Annotated in this window: 14 protein-coding genes and 1 riboswitch; of the genes, 10 read left to right on the top strand and 4 right to left on the bottom strand. The window is 54.2% G+C overall.

Annotated features, from left to right (window positions below):
* The first annotated feature begins 54 nt into the window (after positions 1 to 54).
* Complete coding sequence (locus tag BMZ81_RS06685; RefSeq protein WP_091130096.1) at positions 55 to 1,128, top strand: M24 family metallopeptidase; 1,074 nt, start codon at positions 55 to 57, stop codon at positions 1,126 to 1,128.
* A gap of 38 nt (positions 1,129 to 1,166) precedes the next feature.
* Here the strand turns inward: BMZ81_RS06685 and BMZ81_RS06690 are convergent, their stop codons facing one another.
* Positions 1,167 to 2,255 carry a tyrosine-type recombinase/integrase gene (locus BMZ81_RS06690; RefSeq protein WP_091130098.1) on the bottom strand — a complete coding sequence of 363 codons (1,089 nt, stop codon included), beginning with the start codon at positions 2,253 to 2,255 and terminating at the stop codon, positions 1,167 to 1,169.
* Positions 2,256 to 2,466: 211 nt separating this feature from the next.
* On the opposite strand from BMZ81_RS06690, the gene BMZ81_RS06695 reads away from it, so the two are divergent.
* Positions 2,467 to 3,012: a CarD family transcriptional regulator gene (locus tag BMZ81_RS06695; RefSeq protein WP_091130100.1), complete on the top strand. Its 546-nt coding sequence runs from the start codon at positions 2,467 to 2,469 to the stop codon at positions 3,010 to 3,012.
* A gap of 43 nt (positions 3,013 to 3,055) precedes the next feature.
* Here BMZ81_RS06695 and ilvA read toward each other — a convergent pair whose 3' ends face one another.
* The 3 genes from ilvA to BMZ81_RS06710 form a co-directional block, all read right to left on the bottom strand.
* The gene (ilvA, locus tag BMZ81_RS06700) at positions 3,056 to 4,249 is read right to left on the bottom strand and encodes a threonine ammonia-lyase (RefSeq protein WP_091130102.1); all 1,194 of its coding nucleotides are present in this window, start codon (positions 4,247 to 4,249) and stop codon (positions 3,056 to 3,058) included.
* Between the two features lie 209 nt (positions 4,250 to 4,458).
* A complete protein-coding gene (locus BMZ81_RS06705) occupies positions 4,459 to 5,655 on the bottom strand; it encodes a VWA domain-containing protein (protein WP_091130104.1) in 1,197 nt (398 codons plus the stop codon).
* A gap of 6 nt (positions 5,656 to 5,661) precedes the next feature.
* Positions 5,662 to 6,474 carry an AAA family ATPase gene (locus tag BMZ81_RS06710; RefSeq protein WP_091130106.1) on the bottom strand — a complete coding sequence of 271 codons (813 nt, stop codon included), beginning with the start codon at positions 6,472 to 6,474 and terminating at the stop codon, positions 5,662 to 5,664.
* A 263-nt stretch (positions 6,475 to 6,737) separates the two neighbouring features.
* Positions 6,738 to 6,852: riboswitch (FMN riboswitch) on the top strand.
* 152 nt (positions 6,853 to 7,004) lie between these two features.
* Between BMZ81_RS06710 and ribD the strand changes: the two genes are divergently transcribed.
* The 8 genes from ribD to BMZ81_RS06755 all read left to right on the top strand — a co-directional run.
* Complete coding sequence (ribD, locus tag BMZ81_RS06715) at positions 7,005 to 8,111, top strand: bifunctional diaminohydroxyphosphoribosylaminopyrimidine deaminase/5-amino-6-(5-phosphoribosylamino)uracil reductase RibD (protein ID WP_091130108.1); 1,107 nt, start codon at positions 7,005 to 7,007, stop codon at positions 8,109 to 8,111.
* Entirely contained in the window at positions 8,092 to 8,739 is a 648-nt protein-coding gene (locus BMZ81_RS06720) for a riboflavin synthase (protein WP_091130110.1), read from the top strand. The genes ribD and BMZ81_RS06720 overlap by 20 nt, the downstream gene beginning before the upstream one ends.
* Positions 8,740 to 8,761: 22 nt before the next feature.
* The gene (locus tag BMZ81_RS06725) at positions 8,762 to 9,964 is read left to right on the top strand and encodes a bifunctional 3,4-dihydroxy-2-butanone-4-phosphate synthase/GTP cyclohydrolase II (protein WP_091130112.1); all 1,203 of its coding nucleotides are present in this window, start codon (positions 8,762 to 8,764) and stop codon (positions 9,962 to 9,964) included.
* A gap of 59 nt (positions 9,965 to 10,023) precedes the next feature.
* Positions 10,024 to 10,491, top strand: a complete 468-nt coding sequence (gene ribE / locus BMZ81_RS06730) for a 6,7-dimethyl-8-ribityllumazine synthase (RefSeq protein WP_091130115.1) — start codon at positions 10,024 to 10,026, stop codon at positions 10,489 to 10,491.
* Positions 10,492 to 10,753: 262 nt separating this feature from the next.
* Positions 10,754 to 12,739, top strand: coding sequence for a sigma-54 interaction domain-containing protein (locus BMZ81_RS06735; RefSeq protein WP_091130117.1), 1,986 nt, complete (start codon positions 10,754 to 10,756; stop codon positions 12,737 to 12,739).
* A gap of 18 nt (positions 12,740 to 12,757) precedes the next feature.
* The gene (locus tag BMZ81_RS06740; RefSeq protein WP_091130119.1) at positions 12,758 to 14,146 is read left to right on the top strand and encodes an amidohydrolase family protein; all 1,389 of its coding nucleotides are present in this window, start codon (positions 12,758 to 12,760) and stop codon (positions 14,144 to 14,146) included.
* 410 nt (positions 14,147 to 14,556) lie between these two features.
* A complete protein-coding gene (locus tag BMZ81_RS06750) occupies positions 14,557 to 15,717 on the top strand; it encodes an iron-containing alcohol dehydrogenase (RefSeq protein WP_091130125.1) in 1,161 nt (386 codons plus the stop codon).
* A 57-nt stretch (positions 15,718 to 15,774) separates the two neighbouring features.
* Positions 15,775 to 16,091 (top strand): aldehyde dehydrogenase family protein (locus tag BMZ81_RS06755; RefSeq protein ID WP_143072748.1); only part of this gene is annotated, 317 nt, incomplete at its 3' end.

Here is a 16,091-nt window from a genome sequence, read left to right on the forward strand (position 1 = left end):
CGAAGAAAAACCATCATAAGCCCGCCGGGTAACCGGGGGAGAAGGGGTGTTTGTTTGAACCATTTTCAGAAAATTGCCGGACAGCTGGAGGCACATCACTTGGACGCCATGCTGTTAACCGGAGAGGCAAACCGCTTTTATGCCTCTGGATTCCATTCGGCCGGTACGGACGGCGTGGCCCTGGTAACCCACCGGAAATCCTATTATTTTACTGATTCCCGCTATACGGAGGCTGCCGGCCGCCATGTGCAGGGCGCTGAAATCCGGGAGACTGGTCCTGGCCGCGGCTATGCGGTGCTGCTGTCTGAGGCGATACAGGAACACGGCATCCGCCGTCTTGGATTTGAAGATGCCTATATGGCAGTCCGGGATCACGCGGCCTATGAAAAAGCACTGAAATGTGAACTGGTTCCTGCTACAGATCTGCTGTGGGCTCTGCGGTGCGTCAAGGACAAGGAGGAGCTGGACGCCATGGTGGCCGCCCAGCGGATTGCGGAAAAGGCACTGGAGCAGATTCTGGAGGAGATTCGGCCGGGGGTAACAGAGAAAGAGATTGCAGCTAGGCTGCAGTATCTGATGCTGCACTTTGGGGCGGAGAATATGTCCTTTGACCCAATTGTGGTCTCGGGACCTAACGGGAGCCTTCCCCACGGTGTTCCCGGGGATCGGGTGATTCAAGGCGGGGAATTTGTCACCATGGACTTTGGCTGCATTTGTCGCGGTTATTGCTCCGATATGACCCGCACAGTGGCGGTGGGCTTTGCCACGGAAGAGATGCAAAGGATTTACCAGATTGTCCTGGCGGCCCAAAAGGCAGGGATTGCGGCAGCCAGAGCCGGTGTCAGTGGGAAAGAGGTGGACGCGGCGGCCCGATCCATTATTTCTGCCGCCGGATACGGCGGCTATTTCGGCCACAGCTTTGGCCACGGTGTGGGGGTGGAGATTCATGAGGCTCCCAACGCCTCTCCCATGAATGACAAAGCGCTGCCGGAGGGAGCGGTGATTTCCGCCGAGCCCGGAATTTATCTGCCCGGGAAGCTGGGGGTTCGCATTGAGGACGTGATTTTACTGACCGGAGATGGCTGTAAAAATCTCACGAAGGCTCCAAAAGAACTTATCATTCTTTAAAACAAGAGAGGAGTGGCCCAACCCGCTCCTCTCTTGTTTTATCCCTTTTCGATGGCCTTTGCAACCACGGACAGGGCTTGGGCGGCAGTGTCATCGAACAGATGGGTATAGATATTACTGGTGACGGCAATGGAGCTGTGCCCCAGGGTCCGTGAGATGTCGTACATAGGAACGCCTTGGCTGTTGGCCACAGAGGCAAAGCTGTGCCGCAGGCCATGGAGGGTAATATGGGGCAGCCCACAGCGCCGCACCACTGCAAGCAGATCTCGTGTCAGCTGATCCGGCATGGGGGGCGTTCCATCCTCACGCAGCACGACCCAGTCCTCTGGGCTGCTGTGAGGGCGGAGGTGCTTGGCCCGGCGCAAAACCGCCAATAGATCCTGCAGCCCGGCAATGCCGAGTCGGCGTACAGAAGTGCGGGTCTTAGGAGACTTCAGTACCACCCGGCCGCCGACTTCTGTACGGACTTCCTGGACGGAGAGAACACCTTGATCCAGATCCACGTGCTCCCAGCGCAGGCCGCAGATTTCGCTGCGGCGGAGGCCCAGGTAAGCCGCCAGCTTCACCGGAAGCTCCAACATGGTTCCGGCGACTGCGGAAAAAAGCTGCTGCAGCTGTGCGGGAGCATAAAAAGTATATCGGGTTTCCTGTAGCTTGGGCGCGATGACCCGATCCATAGGGCTGCGTTCCAAAACCTCCAGCCGGACCGCCAAGCCCAGTGCGGTGGTCAGCAGAACGTAGTGCTTTCGGACTGTATTGGGGGAAAGACCCTGGTCCATCTGCTGGTGCAGATATGTCTGGACCCGCAGGGGGGTTACCTCTGAAAGGGGCAAGCTTCCCAAAGCGGGGATCACATGGCAGCGGGCAATATTCCGATAGCTGTATAGGGTGCTCTCTGCCCGGTCTCTGGCTACCACTTCCTCCAGCCAATAGTTGATCCATTGCTCCAGTGTATAGGAAGGGGCCAGCTTCGGCACAGATGTCTCCTGTTCTTCCAACGCAGCCAGGGCCTCTGGCCAGCTGTTGTAGGTGCAGGTGCGGCGTCTGCCGTCTCGGTGGAAAGAGACGTAATACAGTCGCCGGTCACTGTCATAGGAAAGATTTTTTCGGATGGTTTTTCTGGGCATGGCGAGATTCCTCTCTCTTTTTACAGACTTTTGCACCAATATAGCATGCCCGGCAGAAATTGCAGGATTCTGAAAAAAGGACTTACATATTCATGTGAAAATATGGTAAACTGCTAATACAGCGTGCAGTCCCGGCAGACGTAAGTCCAGTTGTGCCGGAACTGCGCTTTTTTGAACGTATCGGCGTGTGGAAGGGAATAGGAGGAAACCCATGTTTCAGCCAGGAGAATTGGTGGTTTACGGCAGTACGGGCGTGTGCCGGGTGGAGGAAGTGGCGCAGCCGGATGTAACGGGTGCGGACCGGAAAAGGCTCTATTACCGGCTTAAACCGCTCCAACAGGACGGCGTTATATACACGCCGGTGGAAAACAATGGAAAGGTGCCGATTCGCCCGGTGATTACAGAGACAGAGGCTGAGAAGCTGATCGATCTGATTCCAAACATCCGGGCAGAGGCATACCACGGCACCACCCTGCAGGCCCTGGCCCAGCATTACCAGAATGCAGTACGCACTCATGACTGCCGGGATCTTTTGGAGCTTCTGCGATCCATTTACGTGAAGCGCCAGCAGGCAGAGGCGCAGAACCGGCGTCTGGGGATGGTGGACGAGCGTTTTATGAAGCAGGCGGAGCGCCTGCTGTACGGGGAGCTCTCTGCGGCACTTGGAATTCCGGAGGAAGAAGTGGAGCCCTATATTGCTCAGCGGATAGAGCGGGGCCGCAAGGCAGGGAGCGCCGGGAAAAAAGCGTGTGAATAAAAGCAGCCGCCTTCCGGCGGCTGCTTTTTGGCGCGGGGGAATGTCAGGAGTCTAACAAAATGTAACCCCGGGAGGTAAGAGCCTTGGAGATCTCTTCAATATGATCTGCGTTGCGGGTCTCCAGGACCATGGAGACAATGCAGGCGCCCACGTCAGAGTGCTTATCCTCCCGGGCGTGGTTGATACTGAGAATGTTAGCGCCGCTGTCGGCAATAATCTGCAGCATCTGCAGAAGACTGCCGGGCTTATCCACCACCTTTGTGGTCAGCTCCACCAGACGGCCATCCTTGGAAAGACCCTTGGTGATAATACGGGAGAGGGTGGTCACATCCACATTGCCGCCGGATACTACGCACACGGTTTTGCGCATTTCCGTGTGAACCTTGCCGAACATGCAGGCTGCCACCGGCGTGGCGCCTGCGCCTTCCGCCACTGTTTTCTGCCCCTCCATCAGCGCCAGAATGGCAGAGGCAATCTCGTCCTCACTGACAGTGACAATTTCGTCCACATATTGCTGGCACAGAGCAAATGTCAAATCACCGGGCTTTTTCACAGCAATGCCATCTGCAATTGTGGCCACGCTCCGCAGCTCGGTGGGGCCGCCGGCATGGCGGGAGAGATACATAGAGGCCGCCCCGGCTGCCTGCACGCCCACAATTTTACAGGAGGGCTTTAGCTGCTTAACAGCAAAGGCAATACCGCTGATGAGACCGCCTCCTCCAATGGGGACCACAATCTGATCCACATCGGGGAGCTGCTTCAAAATTTCCAGGCCGATGGTGCCCTGTCCGGCGATGACCAGCGGGTCGTTAAAGGGATGGGCAAAGGTGTAGCCGTGTTCTGCAGTCAACCGCTCTGCCTCCCGGGCCGCATCATCGTATACGCCGGGAACCAGAACAACCTCGGCGCCGTATCCCCGGGTGGCTTCCACCTTGCTGATGGGAGCGCCGGCGGGCATGCAGATAATGGACTTGATACCAAGCTTGCTGGCGGACAGGGCAATGCCTTGCGCGTGGTTTCCGGCAGAGCAGGCAATGACGCCCAGCGAGGCCTCCTCCGGAGAAAGGGAGCGGATTTTATTATAGGCGCCGCGAAGCTTAAAGGCACCGGTGAGCTGCAGATTTTCTGCCTTGATGTAAATGTTCGGGCCCAGCTTGGGAGCCGGATCCAGCGGTGTCAGCCGGGCAATACCCTTCAGCGCCGTCTGGGCCTCCTGCACCATATCCAATGTCAGCATGAGAAAAAACCTCCCTGAAAAGCTACGGGGTGTGGCAAAAACATAAAATGTCCGCGTGTCAAAAACAATTTCATCTTTATTTGTGTTGTAACTATCATACAGAGAATTGCCGGAGAATGCAAGGGAGAAACACGCGCGATCTGATCAAAAAATGCCCGGATGCAGGGGAGTGCATCCGGGCATTTTAGACGAAAAGCAGTGTGGTACCGTCAGCGCCGGACCATGAGACGTTTCATCCCCTGCTCCAGCCCCTCAGCGGAAAGATCATACATATGGAACAGGTGGCCGAGCTGCCAATGGGTTTGACTCCAGTAGTCCTGACGCTGGGGCATGGTTTCCGGATTCAGCCAGATGAGATAGGGGAAATGCTTTTGAATACGAGTGAGCCACTCTAAGCCGGAGGGACCGTATTTCCCGCGGCTCCAGTCATACCGGGTCTCCCGCAGCTCATAGGGATTCATAGCGGCATCTCCCACAATAATCACTTTATAGCTGCTGTCAAAATTCTGGAGAATCCACTCTGTGGGCACGGAACTGTCCCACCGGAGGCCGGGATGGCGGTAAACCTCTGAATAAATGCAGTTGTGAAAGTAAAAGGTATGCAGTTCCTTGAAATGGTTGGATTTCGTGGCAGCCTGAAACAGCATGCTGCAAAGACCGGCGTAATAGTCCATGGATCCGCCGGAGTCAATCAGCAGCAGAACCTTCACTGCGTTCTTGCGGGGGTTCTGATAACGGATCTTCAGCGTACCTGCATTGTCGCAGGTATCCCGGATTGTGCCGTCCACGTCCAATACCTTCTCATTGCTCTCCACTTGGATGGACAGCTGGCGCAGCAGGCGGAAGGCCATCTGGAACTGGCGGGTGTCCAGGGTGTTGTCCTTCCGGAAGTCCCGGAATTTCCGCTCGCCTGCCACCAGCATGGCAGCCCGGCGCTGGCTGGTTCCGCCCACGCGGATAGAGTTGGGGTGCCAGCCCCCGTTGCCGAACACGGAACGGCCCTGCGTACCAACCCAATAATTGCCGCCGTTGTGCTCCTCCTTTTGCTCCTTCAGCCGTTCCTCCAGCATTTTCAAAAGCTCCTCCAGCTTTTCGTCCGGAAAGCCCAGGGCCTTTAGTTCTTCCAGGGTGCGGCCAAGGTCTTCGGAGGGATGATTCAGCCAATCCAGCAGCTCTGGGGGCAGCTCTCCCTGGTAGGGGACATCCTTGAAAAACTCCAGAAATGCCTGGTCAAAGCGGTCGTAGTCCGCCTCGCTTTTGACCAAAAGCGCCCGGCACAGGTGATAGAAGCCGGTGAGAGAGGAGCGGTGCAGACCCTTCTCCATTCCCTCCAGCAAAGATAGCCACTCGTTCAGGGAGACATCCAGTCCCCGTTGGCGCAGCAGATAAAAAAAGGAAACAAACATCGCAGCTTACCGAAGATTCTTCTGCAGCGTCCGCAGATCCTTATCCTTCTTCAACAGGACCCCGGCAAAGGGAATTTCTTTCTGAATCCGCTCCGGATCCACGCCGCCGGCCACCAGTGCCCGCAGCCAGTCCACCAACTCCGAGGTACTGGGCTTCTTTTCCAGATCCCGCAGCTGCCTCACCCAGTAAAAGGCTACCAGTGCCTGGGAGACGAGCTTACCGTCCAGATCACCGAAATGGACGCGGACAATCTCTGCCATCTGCGCCTGGTCAGGAAACTCGATATAGTGGAAGACGCACCGGCGTAAAAAGGCGTCCGGCAGCTCTTTTTCTGCATTGGAGGTAATGATGACAATGGGCCGCTGCTTGGCGCGGACGGTCTCTTTTGTCTCCGGGATATAGAACTCCATCTGATCCAGCTCCCAAAGAAGATCGTTGGGGAATTCCAGATCCGCCTTGTCAATTTCGTCGATCAGCAAAACCACTTGATTTTCGGATTGGAAAGCCTCGCCCAGTTTGCCCAGCTTAATGTAATGGGCAATATCATCCACACCGTGGGTGCCAAACTGGCTGTCATACAGCCGCTGCACCACATCATAGACATACAGGCCGTCCTGGGCCTTGGTGGTGGACTTCACATTCCAAATAATCAGCTGTTTGCTGAGAGCATCCGCCACTGCCTGGGCCAGCATGGTCTTTCCGGTACCGGGCTCTCCCTTAATGAGCAGGGGCTTCTGCAGGGTAATCGCAATATTGACGGCGCCCATCAACTCGTCGGAGGCTACATATTGACTGGTTCCTGTAAAAGTCGCGTTCATAAAAACACCTCGTAACTATTCTGGCGAATTTTATTGGCTGACAAAATATTATAGCACAAGGTATTTGAGTTGACTACCCCTTCTGTCCAAAAAAAGCAATGATTTTATAAATCGCAGGGGGAGGCACGTAAAGCCGGGGTGAGACTGCATTCAAGCGTGAAAAGCGGACGCGGCTGCGCCGGCATGGAGCGAAAATTTGCCTGCCCATCTTTCCTAGGGGTTGACAAGCGGCCTGTGTGCGCCTATAATGCGCTTAATTGAATCAGGATCTTCAGGGCGGGGTGCGATTCCCCACCGGTGGTAAAGCCCACGAGCCGCAAGGCAGGATTCGGTGAAATTCCGAGGCCGACAGTATAGTCTGGATGAAAGAAGATTGTGTACCGCAGGGGAGTTTTTACCTGCGCGCATGGGGCCGCTCTGGAATGGTATCATTCCGGAGCTTTTGTTTTCCATGGGCGTGGGCTATCCCGCCGGTTCATGATGCCTTGAACGATTTGTTCAAGGCATTTTTTGCTGGACGGAGGCTGAAGATGAACGATATGAAGTATATGCGTCTGGCACTGGAGCTGGCCAAACGGGGGATGGGCTGGACAAATCCCAATCCCATGGTAGGTGCTGTGCTTGTAAAGGACAGTCATATCATCGGCCAGGGCTGGCACGTCCGGTGCGGTGCCCTCCACGCGGAGCGCCATGCTCTGGCGGGCTGCACGGAGTCCCCCCGGGGCGCTACGCTGTATGTCACGTTGGAGCCCTGCTGCCATCAGGGACGGCAGCCGCCCTGCACAGAGGCCATTCTGGAGGCGGGGATTGCCCGGGTTGTAGTAGGATCGGAGGATCCAAATCCGCTGGTTGCGGGAAAGGGGATCTCGCTTCTGCGCGCCCATGGAATTGCGGTGGAAACGGGCGTGCTGAAGAAAGAGTGCGATGCGTTGAACCGGGTGTTTTTCCACTACATCCGCACCGGGCGGTCCTATGTGGTCATGAAATACGCCATGACCATGGACGGTAAGATTGCCACCCGTACCGGGGCCTCCCAGTGGATTACCGGGGAGGAGGCCCGCCAGAGAGTCCACCAGGACCGCCACCGCTATGCGGCCATCATGGCGGGGATTGGAACAGTGCTGGCAGACGATCCGCAGCTGACCTGCCGGATAGAGGGCGGCAGAACCCCCCTTCGGGTGATCTGCGACAGCCGTCTGCGAATTCCGCTGGACAGTCAAATCGTCCGGACGGCCCGGGAAGTGCCAACCATCTTGGCCGCTGTCCGGCCGGAGTCGGAGAAAAAAACGGCTCTGGAGGAGACCGGCTGCAAGGTATGGGATCTGCCGGAGCGGGGTGGCCGCGTGGAGCTGCGTGCGCTGATGAAGCGGTTGGGGGAAGAGGAAATTGACAGCGTCCTGCTGGAGGGCGGCGGGGCCCTGAACTGGGCGGCGCTGGAAAGCGGCATCGTCCAAAGGGTGCAAGCTTACATCGCGCCCAAGCTGTTCGGCGGCGCAGATGCAAAATCTCCGGTGGGAGGCCTTGGAGTGGCGGTGCCAGCCCGGGCGATGCGCTTGGAAAACACGGTAATCACCCGAGTGGGGGAGGACATTCTGCTGGAAAGTGAGGTGGATGGAAATGTTTACAGGGATTGTTGAGGAGGTTGGCACGATTCGAGCCGTCCGGCGGGGTGCGCACTCCTCGGTGCTGTCCATTGGGGCGGCGCTGGTGCTTTCCGGCCTGAAGGTAGGAGACAGCGTAGCGGTAAACGGCGTGTGCCTGACGGCCACCGGAAAGGACGAGGGTGGGTTTACCGCAGATGTGATGCATGAGACATTGAACCGATCTTCCCTGGACAGCCTGCATGCCGGCAGCCGTGTGAACCTGGAGCGGGCCATGGCCGCGGATGGCCGCTTCGGCGGGCATATCGTCTCTGGCCATATTGACGGCACAGGCCGCATTGCGGCCGTCCGGGGGGATGACAATGCCCTCTGGTACACCGTGGAGGCAGCCCCTCCACTGCTGCGGTATATTGTGGAGAAGGGCTCTATCACCATCGATGGCATCAGTCTGACAGTAGCCGCCGTCACGGACACTGGCTTTTCCGTCTCTGTGATCCCCCACACGGCGGCGGTGACGATTCTCGGGCAGAAGGGGCCTGGAGAGGTTGTCAACCTAGAGACGGACATCCTTGGAAAATACGTGGAAAAGCTGTTGCGGCCCGCAGAGAACCCATCGCAGCCCGGCGGCATTTCCCTGGAATTTCTGGCAGAGAACGGATTTTGACAATATTTAAGGAGGAATTGGCATGGAACAGCAATACTGCACGGTGGAAGAGGCGCTGGAGGAACTGCGGGCGGGACGCATTCTCATCACCATCGATGACCCGGACCGGGAAAACGAGGGGGATATGCTCTGTGCGGCCCAGTTTGCCACAACGGAAAATGTCAACTTCATGGCCGTGCACGCCAAGGGCCTCATCTGCACACCCATGAGCGAGGAAGTGGCCGCCCGGCTGGGGCTGGAGCAGATGGTAAAGGTCAACACCGACAACCACTGCACGGCGTTTACCGTGTCCATCGATCATGCGGACACCACCACCGGTATTTCCGCCGAGGAGCGTGGGTACACCTGCCGCAAATGTGTGGATCCCGCTACCAGGCCGGAGGAACTGCGACGTCCGGGCCACGTCTTTCCGCTGGTGGCCCGGCGCGGTGGCGTGCTGACCCGCAGCGGCCATACGGAGGCCACGGTGGACCTGTGCCGGCTGGCGGGCCTGGCCCACTGCGGGCTGTGCTGTGAGATTATGCGGGACGACGGCACCATGATGCGGACCACAGAGCTGTTGGAAAAGGCCCGGGAGTGGGGACTGAAGGTCATCACCATCAAAGCCCTGCAGGATTACTGCCGACGCCACGACAAGCATGTGGTGCGGGAGGCCTGTGCCAAAATGCCGACCCGTTTTGGGGATTTCCAAATCTACGGCTATATCAACGATCTCACCGGGGAGCATCATGTGGCCCTGGTAAAAGGAGAGATTGGCGACGGCCGGGACGTGCTGTGCAGGGTTCACTCCGAGTGCCTGACGGGAGATGTGTTCGGCTCCCGCCGCTGTGACTGCGGCGACCAGCTGGCGGCCGCCATGCAGCAGATCGAGCGGGAAGGGCGCGGAATTTTGCTGTATATGCGTCAGGAGGGCCGCGGCATCGGCCTCGTCAACAAGCTGAAGGCCTATGCGCTGCAGGAGCAGGGGTTCGACACAGTGGACGCCAATGTAAAGCTTGGGTTTGCTCCCGACCTGCGGGAGTATTGGACCGGCGCGCAGATTCTGCGGGATCTGGGCGTCAAAACCATGCGGCTGCTTACCAATAACCCGGACAAGGTATATCAGCTGGCGGACTTCGGCCTGCAAATTGCGGAGCGGGTGCCGATTCAGATAGCCGCCACGGCGGACGATCTCTTCTATCTGCGGACAAAGCAGCAGCGCATGGGCCACATGCTGAACTACTAAGCGGAGGATTGAAAGGAAACCAATACCAAATTATCATAGAATAGCAGGAGGAAATAACCGTGAAAACATTTGAGGGAAAACTGGTATCCGATGGCGTCAAGGTGGGCATTGTGTGTGCCCGCTTCAATGAGTTCATTGTGTCCAAACTGCTCAGCGGCTGCGAGGACACGCTGCTGCGGCACAATGTCCGGTCGGACGACATCTCCGTGGCCTGGGTCCCCGGCGCCTTTGAGATTCCGCTGATTGTATCTAAGCTGGCAAAGAGCGGGAAATATGACGCCGTCATTGCGCTGGGCGCCGTGATCCGGGGCAGCACCAGCCATTACGACTACGTGTGCAGTGAGGTGTCCAAGGGCGTTGCCCATGTGGCGCTGAACAGTGAGATTCCGGTGATGTTCGGCGTACTCACCACAGATACCATCGAGCAGGCCATCGAACGGGCCGGTACCAAGGCAGGCAACAAGGGCGCCGAGTGCGCCCAAGGGGCGATTGAAATGGTGAACCTTATCCGCGCGCTGGAAGCATGAGCTGACGAGTACGGGAGGCTTTCGGAAAAGCGGATAAACGGTAGAGTTCTGCTGCTGGACAAAAATGAAAATGCAGCGTAAGCGGAAAGTTTCAGAGAAAGCTCTGCGAAGAAAGCCTGAAGTCATATGACTTCAGGCTTTCTTGCAAAATGGTGCGTCCGGGCCGCCCGCGTAAAAAATTGAAAACTGCCGTATAGTTTTTCCGTATGTCATGTGTTAATATGGATAAAATAGGAATTCGGGCCATTTGCAGGGGGCAGTTATGGGGTATAATCCGTTTTATAATATTGAAAATCCACAGCTGATGGGCTATGAGTATGCTTGGATTCGCTTTATCAAACATAATGAGATCAATCATGCCATCATCTCTAAAGATATCGCAAATTCCTGGCGACGATGCCATAATGGGGGGCTCTCTTTTGATACCGCCTCCGAAAAAGCGGCAAAAAGCGAAAAAGGCGATTTTATCACAGAATTTCTTGTGGGAAACGGCGGCAGCATCATCAAGGATATCTTCAAAAATCTCGACAGTGATTGTTTTTATGGAATTATTACCGATCGGGAGGGAAAAAAACTATTTGGCCTTGGAAATGAATCCGATGCGTTTTCAGGGAGATTGAAGGAAATCAGTGAGATTCCGAGCTTTGCCGAGGAAAAAGTTGGAACGAACTGCTTTTCCGTTGTAGCAGAGATCAAAAAACCTTATAGTGTAGCCGGTGCCCAGCATTATTTTGAGTTTTTCCATCGCTTTGCAGGCTATGCGGCCCCTATTTTTAACATTGACAATGAAATAATTGGAATGGTTGGCTTTTACACCATGGCAGAACAAATGGATGATTATATCATTTCCTTTGTGGTGGCGGTGGAACGGGCCATCGAGAACAGTTTGAAATGGCTGAACAGCCGGGAAATTGTGGAAAAGCAGCGGGAGGAAAAGCAGTATATTCTGGACACGGTTTCCGACGGAGTGGCCTATGTGGATGTGGACGGTAAAATCGTGCACGGAAACCGCAAGCTATTTGAGCTTTTCGGCGTGAAGAGCGAGAGTGTTGTCGGTGGAGACATCTCCAATTTAAGTACCACACCGCCGGTTGATGAACTCAAAAAATATCCTTTCAGCTCGATCTATTCCAGCTGCGATAATAAGATCAGCATTGTCAACAGCCGGGGAGAGAGTCGGCAGAGCTTTTTGAACAAATATAAAATTATGGAATACGGCTCCCAGGAAAATAACGAGGTCTGGGTCTTTACCGTCTATTCCGATATTAAAAAGCTGGCAAAGAAGCTCTCGGCAGGAAATACCAGCAGATTCACCTTTGACGATATCAAGAGCAACTCCAAAGCCATGAAAATCGTGATTGAGCTGGCAAAGAAAGCGTCGTCCTTTGAGGCTGGAACCATCATAGAGGGTGACAGCGGCACCGGCAAGGAAATGCTGGCCCAGGCGATCCACAGCTACGGACCGAGAAAGGACGGGCCGTTTATTGCCGTGGACTGCGGCGCTTTGCCAAGCGGACTTTTGGAAAGCGAACTTTTCGGATATGAGGAGGGCGCGTTCACCGGGGCAAAACGGGGCGGAAAAAAGGGCAGGTTTGAATTGGCCAACAAGGGCGTTTTGTTTTTGGACGAAATCACCAATATGCCCTATGATGTGCAGGCGAAGCTGTTAAGAGCCCTGCAGGAGCGAAAGATTGTTCCGATTGGCGGGGCTGAGCCTGTGAGCCTTGACGTTCAGGTAATTGCGGCCACCAACAAGGACATTGTGGCAGAGATTGAACAGGGAAATTTCAGAAGGGATCTCTTCTACCGGCTGAACTTAATCCATATCAAGATTCCCTCTTTGACAGAGCGGGAAAATGACCTGCAATTGTTTTTAAAGTACTTCATGCACAAGTATAATCCAAAGGGAGATATGCGCCTTTCCAAAGAGGCTGTCGATATCTTGAGCAGCTATGAATGGCCCGGGAATGTGCGGCAGCTGGAAAACGTTATTGAGAGAATGGTGATTATTTCAAACGCCAAGACCATAGGGCGGGAGAGCATCCCGGACGAAATCCTGCGAAGTGTTTCATCACAGGAAAAAATCAATGAGTTTGACCTGGAGGAAAAGACGTTGAATGACATATGCTCCTTTTACGTTAAAAAGACTGCGGAAAAATACGGCGGGAACATCAAAAAAGCTGCAGAGGTTTTGGGTATCAGCAGAGTGACGGTATACAAATACCTGAACGGCGGGCACAAAAGCTGACAAAGTGAAGGGGCTGCCATGAATACGTGCGGAAATGAGAAGGTCTATGACCTGGTGATACGGGACGGAACGGTTATAGACGTTGTAAACGAATGCCTGATCCAAGCAAATATTGGAATTGAAGGCGAGAAAATAGGGGCAATTACCAAAGAGACAATCCAGGGAACCCATTATATAGATGCCAAGGGATTGATGATCTCTCCCGGATTCATTGATTTCCACTCCCATGTGGATGGCAAGGCCTATGCGGCAGAATGCCTTGTCCGGCAGGGCGGGACCACCACGCTCGGCGGGGAGCGGAACTTAAATGGGAAAATTATCAAGGAAATCGCAGAAGAGGGATTTATTATCAATCACGGCTTTTTTGTCTCGCAGCCTTTTGTGCTGCGGGATGCCGCCGGGGTAAAGAGTACCTATGCAAGCGCCAGTGACAAAGAAATCGGCGTGATGGCAGAGCTGGCAGGGAAATTCATGGAGTTCGGGGCGTGCGGCATCTGCTTTCCCCTGGAGCTGATTCCGGGTGTTTCTCAAAAGGAATTCATTGAAATTTCAAAGGTCGCAAGAGCGTACAACAAAATCGTGACAATCCATATCCGCAAGGATGGCAGCGAGGCGCTGGACACCTTTGATGAAATTTTTGAAATGGCAATTGAAACCGGAGTGAAGGTCCACCTGCTGGAGCTCATGTATATGGTGGGGATGGCGGGAACGATGCCAAAGGCGCTGGAACTGATTGACCAGGCCCGCAAGAGCGGAATTGATATTACGGGAGACAGCGGAGTATATGATGCCTTTACGGTTTGTATCGGAACAGGTGTTTTTGACGATGGATGGGAGAGAAGCTACGGCGGGCGGAGCTATGAAAGCCTGATTGTGAGCAGCGGAATCCATATGGGGGAGCGGTGTAATGAGAAGCTTTTCAAAGAACTCCGGGAAAAAAGCCCGTCTACATTAATTACGGCCTTTGTCGGTGACCACGATGCTGTGGCAATGGCATTGAAAAAGGATTATATTTATGTGTCGACCAATGCGGCGGACGGGCCATTTTACCCAACATGCGGCTCTCCTGAGGTCGCAGGGACCTTTCCACGTCTGATTGGGCGGTATGTCAGGCAGGAGCGTGAGCTCTCTTTGATGGAAGCGATTAAGAAAATCACGATTCTGCCGGCCAGGCGCTTTAACCTGCAGCATATCGGTAGCATCGAGGTTGGGAAGAATGCAGATATTGTTATTTTTCATTACGATACCATTATAGACAGGGCGGGTTATGTCAACCAAGGGAGTCCCGACGCGCTGCCCATTGGAATCCATTATGTGCTGGTAAACGGCAGCGTTGTCGTTGAAAAGGGAGCCGTTGTGGGAGATCGGAAACGGGGGAAATTTGTGACTGCAAGTGATGAAGTGTAAAAATAATATACAAAAATGGAAAGTTGAATTTTGTGAAAAGCGGCATGTAAAATATATTTACATGCCGCTTTTTGTGTGTAAAAAAATATTACATAGAATAAACGCGGAAGTATGCGACCAGATCAAAAAGCCTTATGTGCCGCCCAATTATTCGACAAGAAAGAGAGAAAAAACGTATGCGGTTCATAAAAGAAACTGAGGAAAATAAAGGGTTTAAAGCAAAAAGGAAAAGTTTTTTCGGACTGGAGGAAAAGTTGGCGCCAAATTTGCTTGATATATTGACGTATAGAAAAGCCATGAAACATCATCTAAATATCGCGCAATTCCGAAGGGATGTGAGTTTATGTGACTTTCCGCTCATTTGTTCGAGCCTGACAACTTTTATCTTATAATACAAGGAGAGTAATACGATGGCTTTATCAAAATTTTCATTTCCCCTTGCCACCAGAATTGAGTTTGGAGAGGGATATCTCACCCATGCGGGCGCAGAAGCAAAGAAGCTGGGAATCAAAAAGGCAATGGTTATCGCGGACAAGGGAATTATTGCATGCGGCATTGTGAAACCGATTGAGGAGTCCCTGAGGGCAGAGCATGTGGACTATGTGATTTACGATCAAATTCTTCCGAATCCCCGGGACATTCATTGCATCGCCGGTGCGGAATTTGCAAAGGAACACCAGATTGACGGCATGATTGCCATTGGCGGCGGCAGTTCCATGGATACCGCAAAGGCCGTAGGCACGCTTCTCACAAACGGCGGAAACATTCGGACCTGGGCAGCTCCTGCACAGCTGGAACATGAAATTCTCCCGCTGATTGCCGTTCCGACAACGGCGGGAACAGGCAGTGAGGTGACCTTTGATGCGGTTATCACAGATACGGAAGCGCATGAAAAGCTGAATATTCTGGATCTGAAGATTGCGCCGAAGGTGGCGCTGGTGGACCCGAATGTGCTGCAGGGACTTCCGGAAAAGGTGATGTCTGCCACCGGCGTTGACGCGCTGGTTCATGCGGTCGAGGCATACACCTGTAAGGCGGCATCTCCCATTACGGATGCGTTTGCGCTGTATGCCATCGATCTGATTGGTGCAAATATTCGGGAGGCCGTTTACAAGCGGACGAAGGAATCCTGCAGAAATATGATGCTGGGAAGCACAATGGCGGGTGTTGCATTTGGCTATTCCGACGTTGCGGGGGTGCACTGCATTGCAGAGGCGCTGGGCGGACGCTATGATACTCCCCACGGCGTGTCCAATGCCATGGTGCTGTCTACCGTAACGGAATTTAACATTCCCGCTGCAGCGGAGAAATACGCCGAGGTTGCCAGACACCTTGGGGTAAATACCGCCGGTATGACAACAGAAGAAGCAGCCTACAGCTGTGTTGACGCTATGAAGTCCATCTGCGCGGACGTAAAGATTCCCAAAATGCGGGATTTTGACGTCATCAATCCAAAAGACTTCCAGGAGCTGGCAGAGGCTTCGTTCCGGAATATGTCCACCCCCAACAACCCAAGAGAAATTACCGTACAGGATTACTTTGATTTACTGAATAAGGCGTACAACGCCTGACAGCACCCCCAATATAGAATGGAAACCATAAAAAATAGCAAAGGAGCGGAAACAGGAATGAAAGTAGAGGAATATGTAGAGCGAGCGCGGAAAGCGGTGGAAGCAATCAAGGAGTATAACCAGGAGCAAGTAGATAAGCTGGTATACGAGGCAGCCAAGATTATCTACAAGAACGCGGAGCCGCTGGCGCGGGAGGCAGTGGACGAGACGGGGCTGGGATACTACGAGGACAAGATTGCCAAGAACACGGATACCCCCACCGCATTCTGGAACTACCTGAAGGACAAGAAGTCGGTGGGCATCATCGGCGAGGACAAGGAGACGGGCATCATCGAAGTGGCCCACCCCGTGGGCGTCATCGCCTGCGTCACCCC

The sequence above is a fragment of the Oscillibacter sp. PC13 genome (assembly GCF_900115635.1).
Taxonomy (GTDB): domain Bacteria; phylum Bacillota; class Clostridia; order Oscillospirales; family Oscillospiraceae; genus Oscillibacter.

Excerpts from the sequence above, each read along its gene's own strand:
- BMZ81_RS06690 (WP_091130098.1), bottom strand. The coding sequence starts at position 2,255 with ATGCCCAGAAAAACCATCCGAAAAAATCTTTCCTATGACAGTGACCGG.
- BMZ81_RS06695 (WP_091130100.1), top strand. The coding sequence starts at position 2,467 with ATGTTTCAGCCAGGAGAATTGGTGGTTTACGGCAGTACGGGCGTGTGC.
- ribD (WP_091130108.1), top strand. The coding sequence starts at position 7,005 with ATGAACGATATGAAGTATATGCGTCTGGCACTGGAGCTGGCCAAACGG.
- BMZ81_RS06725 (WP_091130112.1), top strand. The coding sequence starts at position 8,762 with ATGGAACAGCAATACTGCACGGTGGAAGAGGCGCTGGAGGAACTGCGG.
- ilvA (WP_091130102.1), bottom strand. The coding sequence starts at position 4,249 with ATGCTGACATTGGATATGGTGCAGGAGGCCCAGACGGCGCTGAAGGGT.
- BMZ81_RS06735 (WP_091130117.1), top strand. The coding sequence starts at position 10,754 with ATGGGGTATAATCCGTTTTATAATATTGAAAATCCACAGCTGATGGGC.
- BMZ81_RS06720 (WP_091130110.1), top strand. The coding sequence starts at position 8,092 with ATGTTTACAGGGATTGTTGAGGAGGTTGGCACGATTCGAGCCGTCCGG.
- BMZ81_RS06705 (WP_091130104.1), bottom strand. The coding sequence starts at position 5,655 with ATGTTTGTTTCCTTTTTTTATCTGCTGCGCCAACGGGGACTGGATGTC.
- BMZ81_RS06710 (WP_091130106.1), bottom strand. The coding sequence starts at position 6,474 with ATGAACGCGACTTTTACAGGAACCAGTCAATATGTAGCCTCCGACGAG.
- BMZ81_RS06750 (WP_091130125.1), top strand. The coding sequence starts at position 14,557 with ATGGCTTTATCAAAATTTTCATTTCCCCTTGCCACCAGAATTGAGTTT.
- BMZ81_RS06740 (WP_091130119.1), top strand. The coding sequence starts at position 12,758 with ATGAATACGTGCGGAAATGAGAAGGTCTATGACCTGGTGATACGGGAC.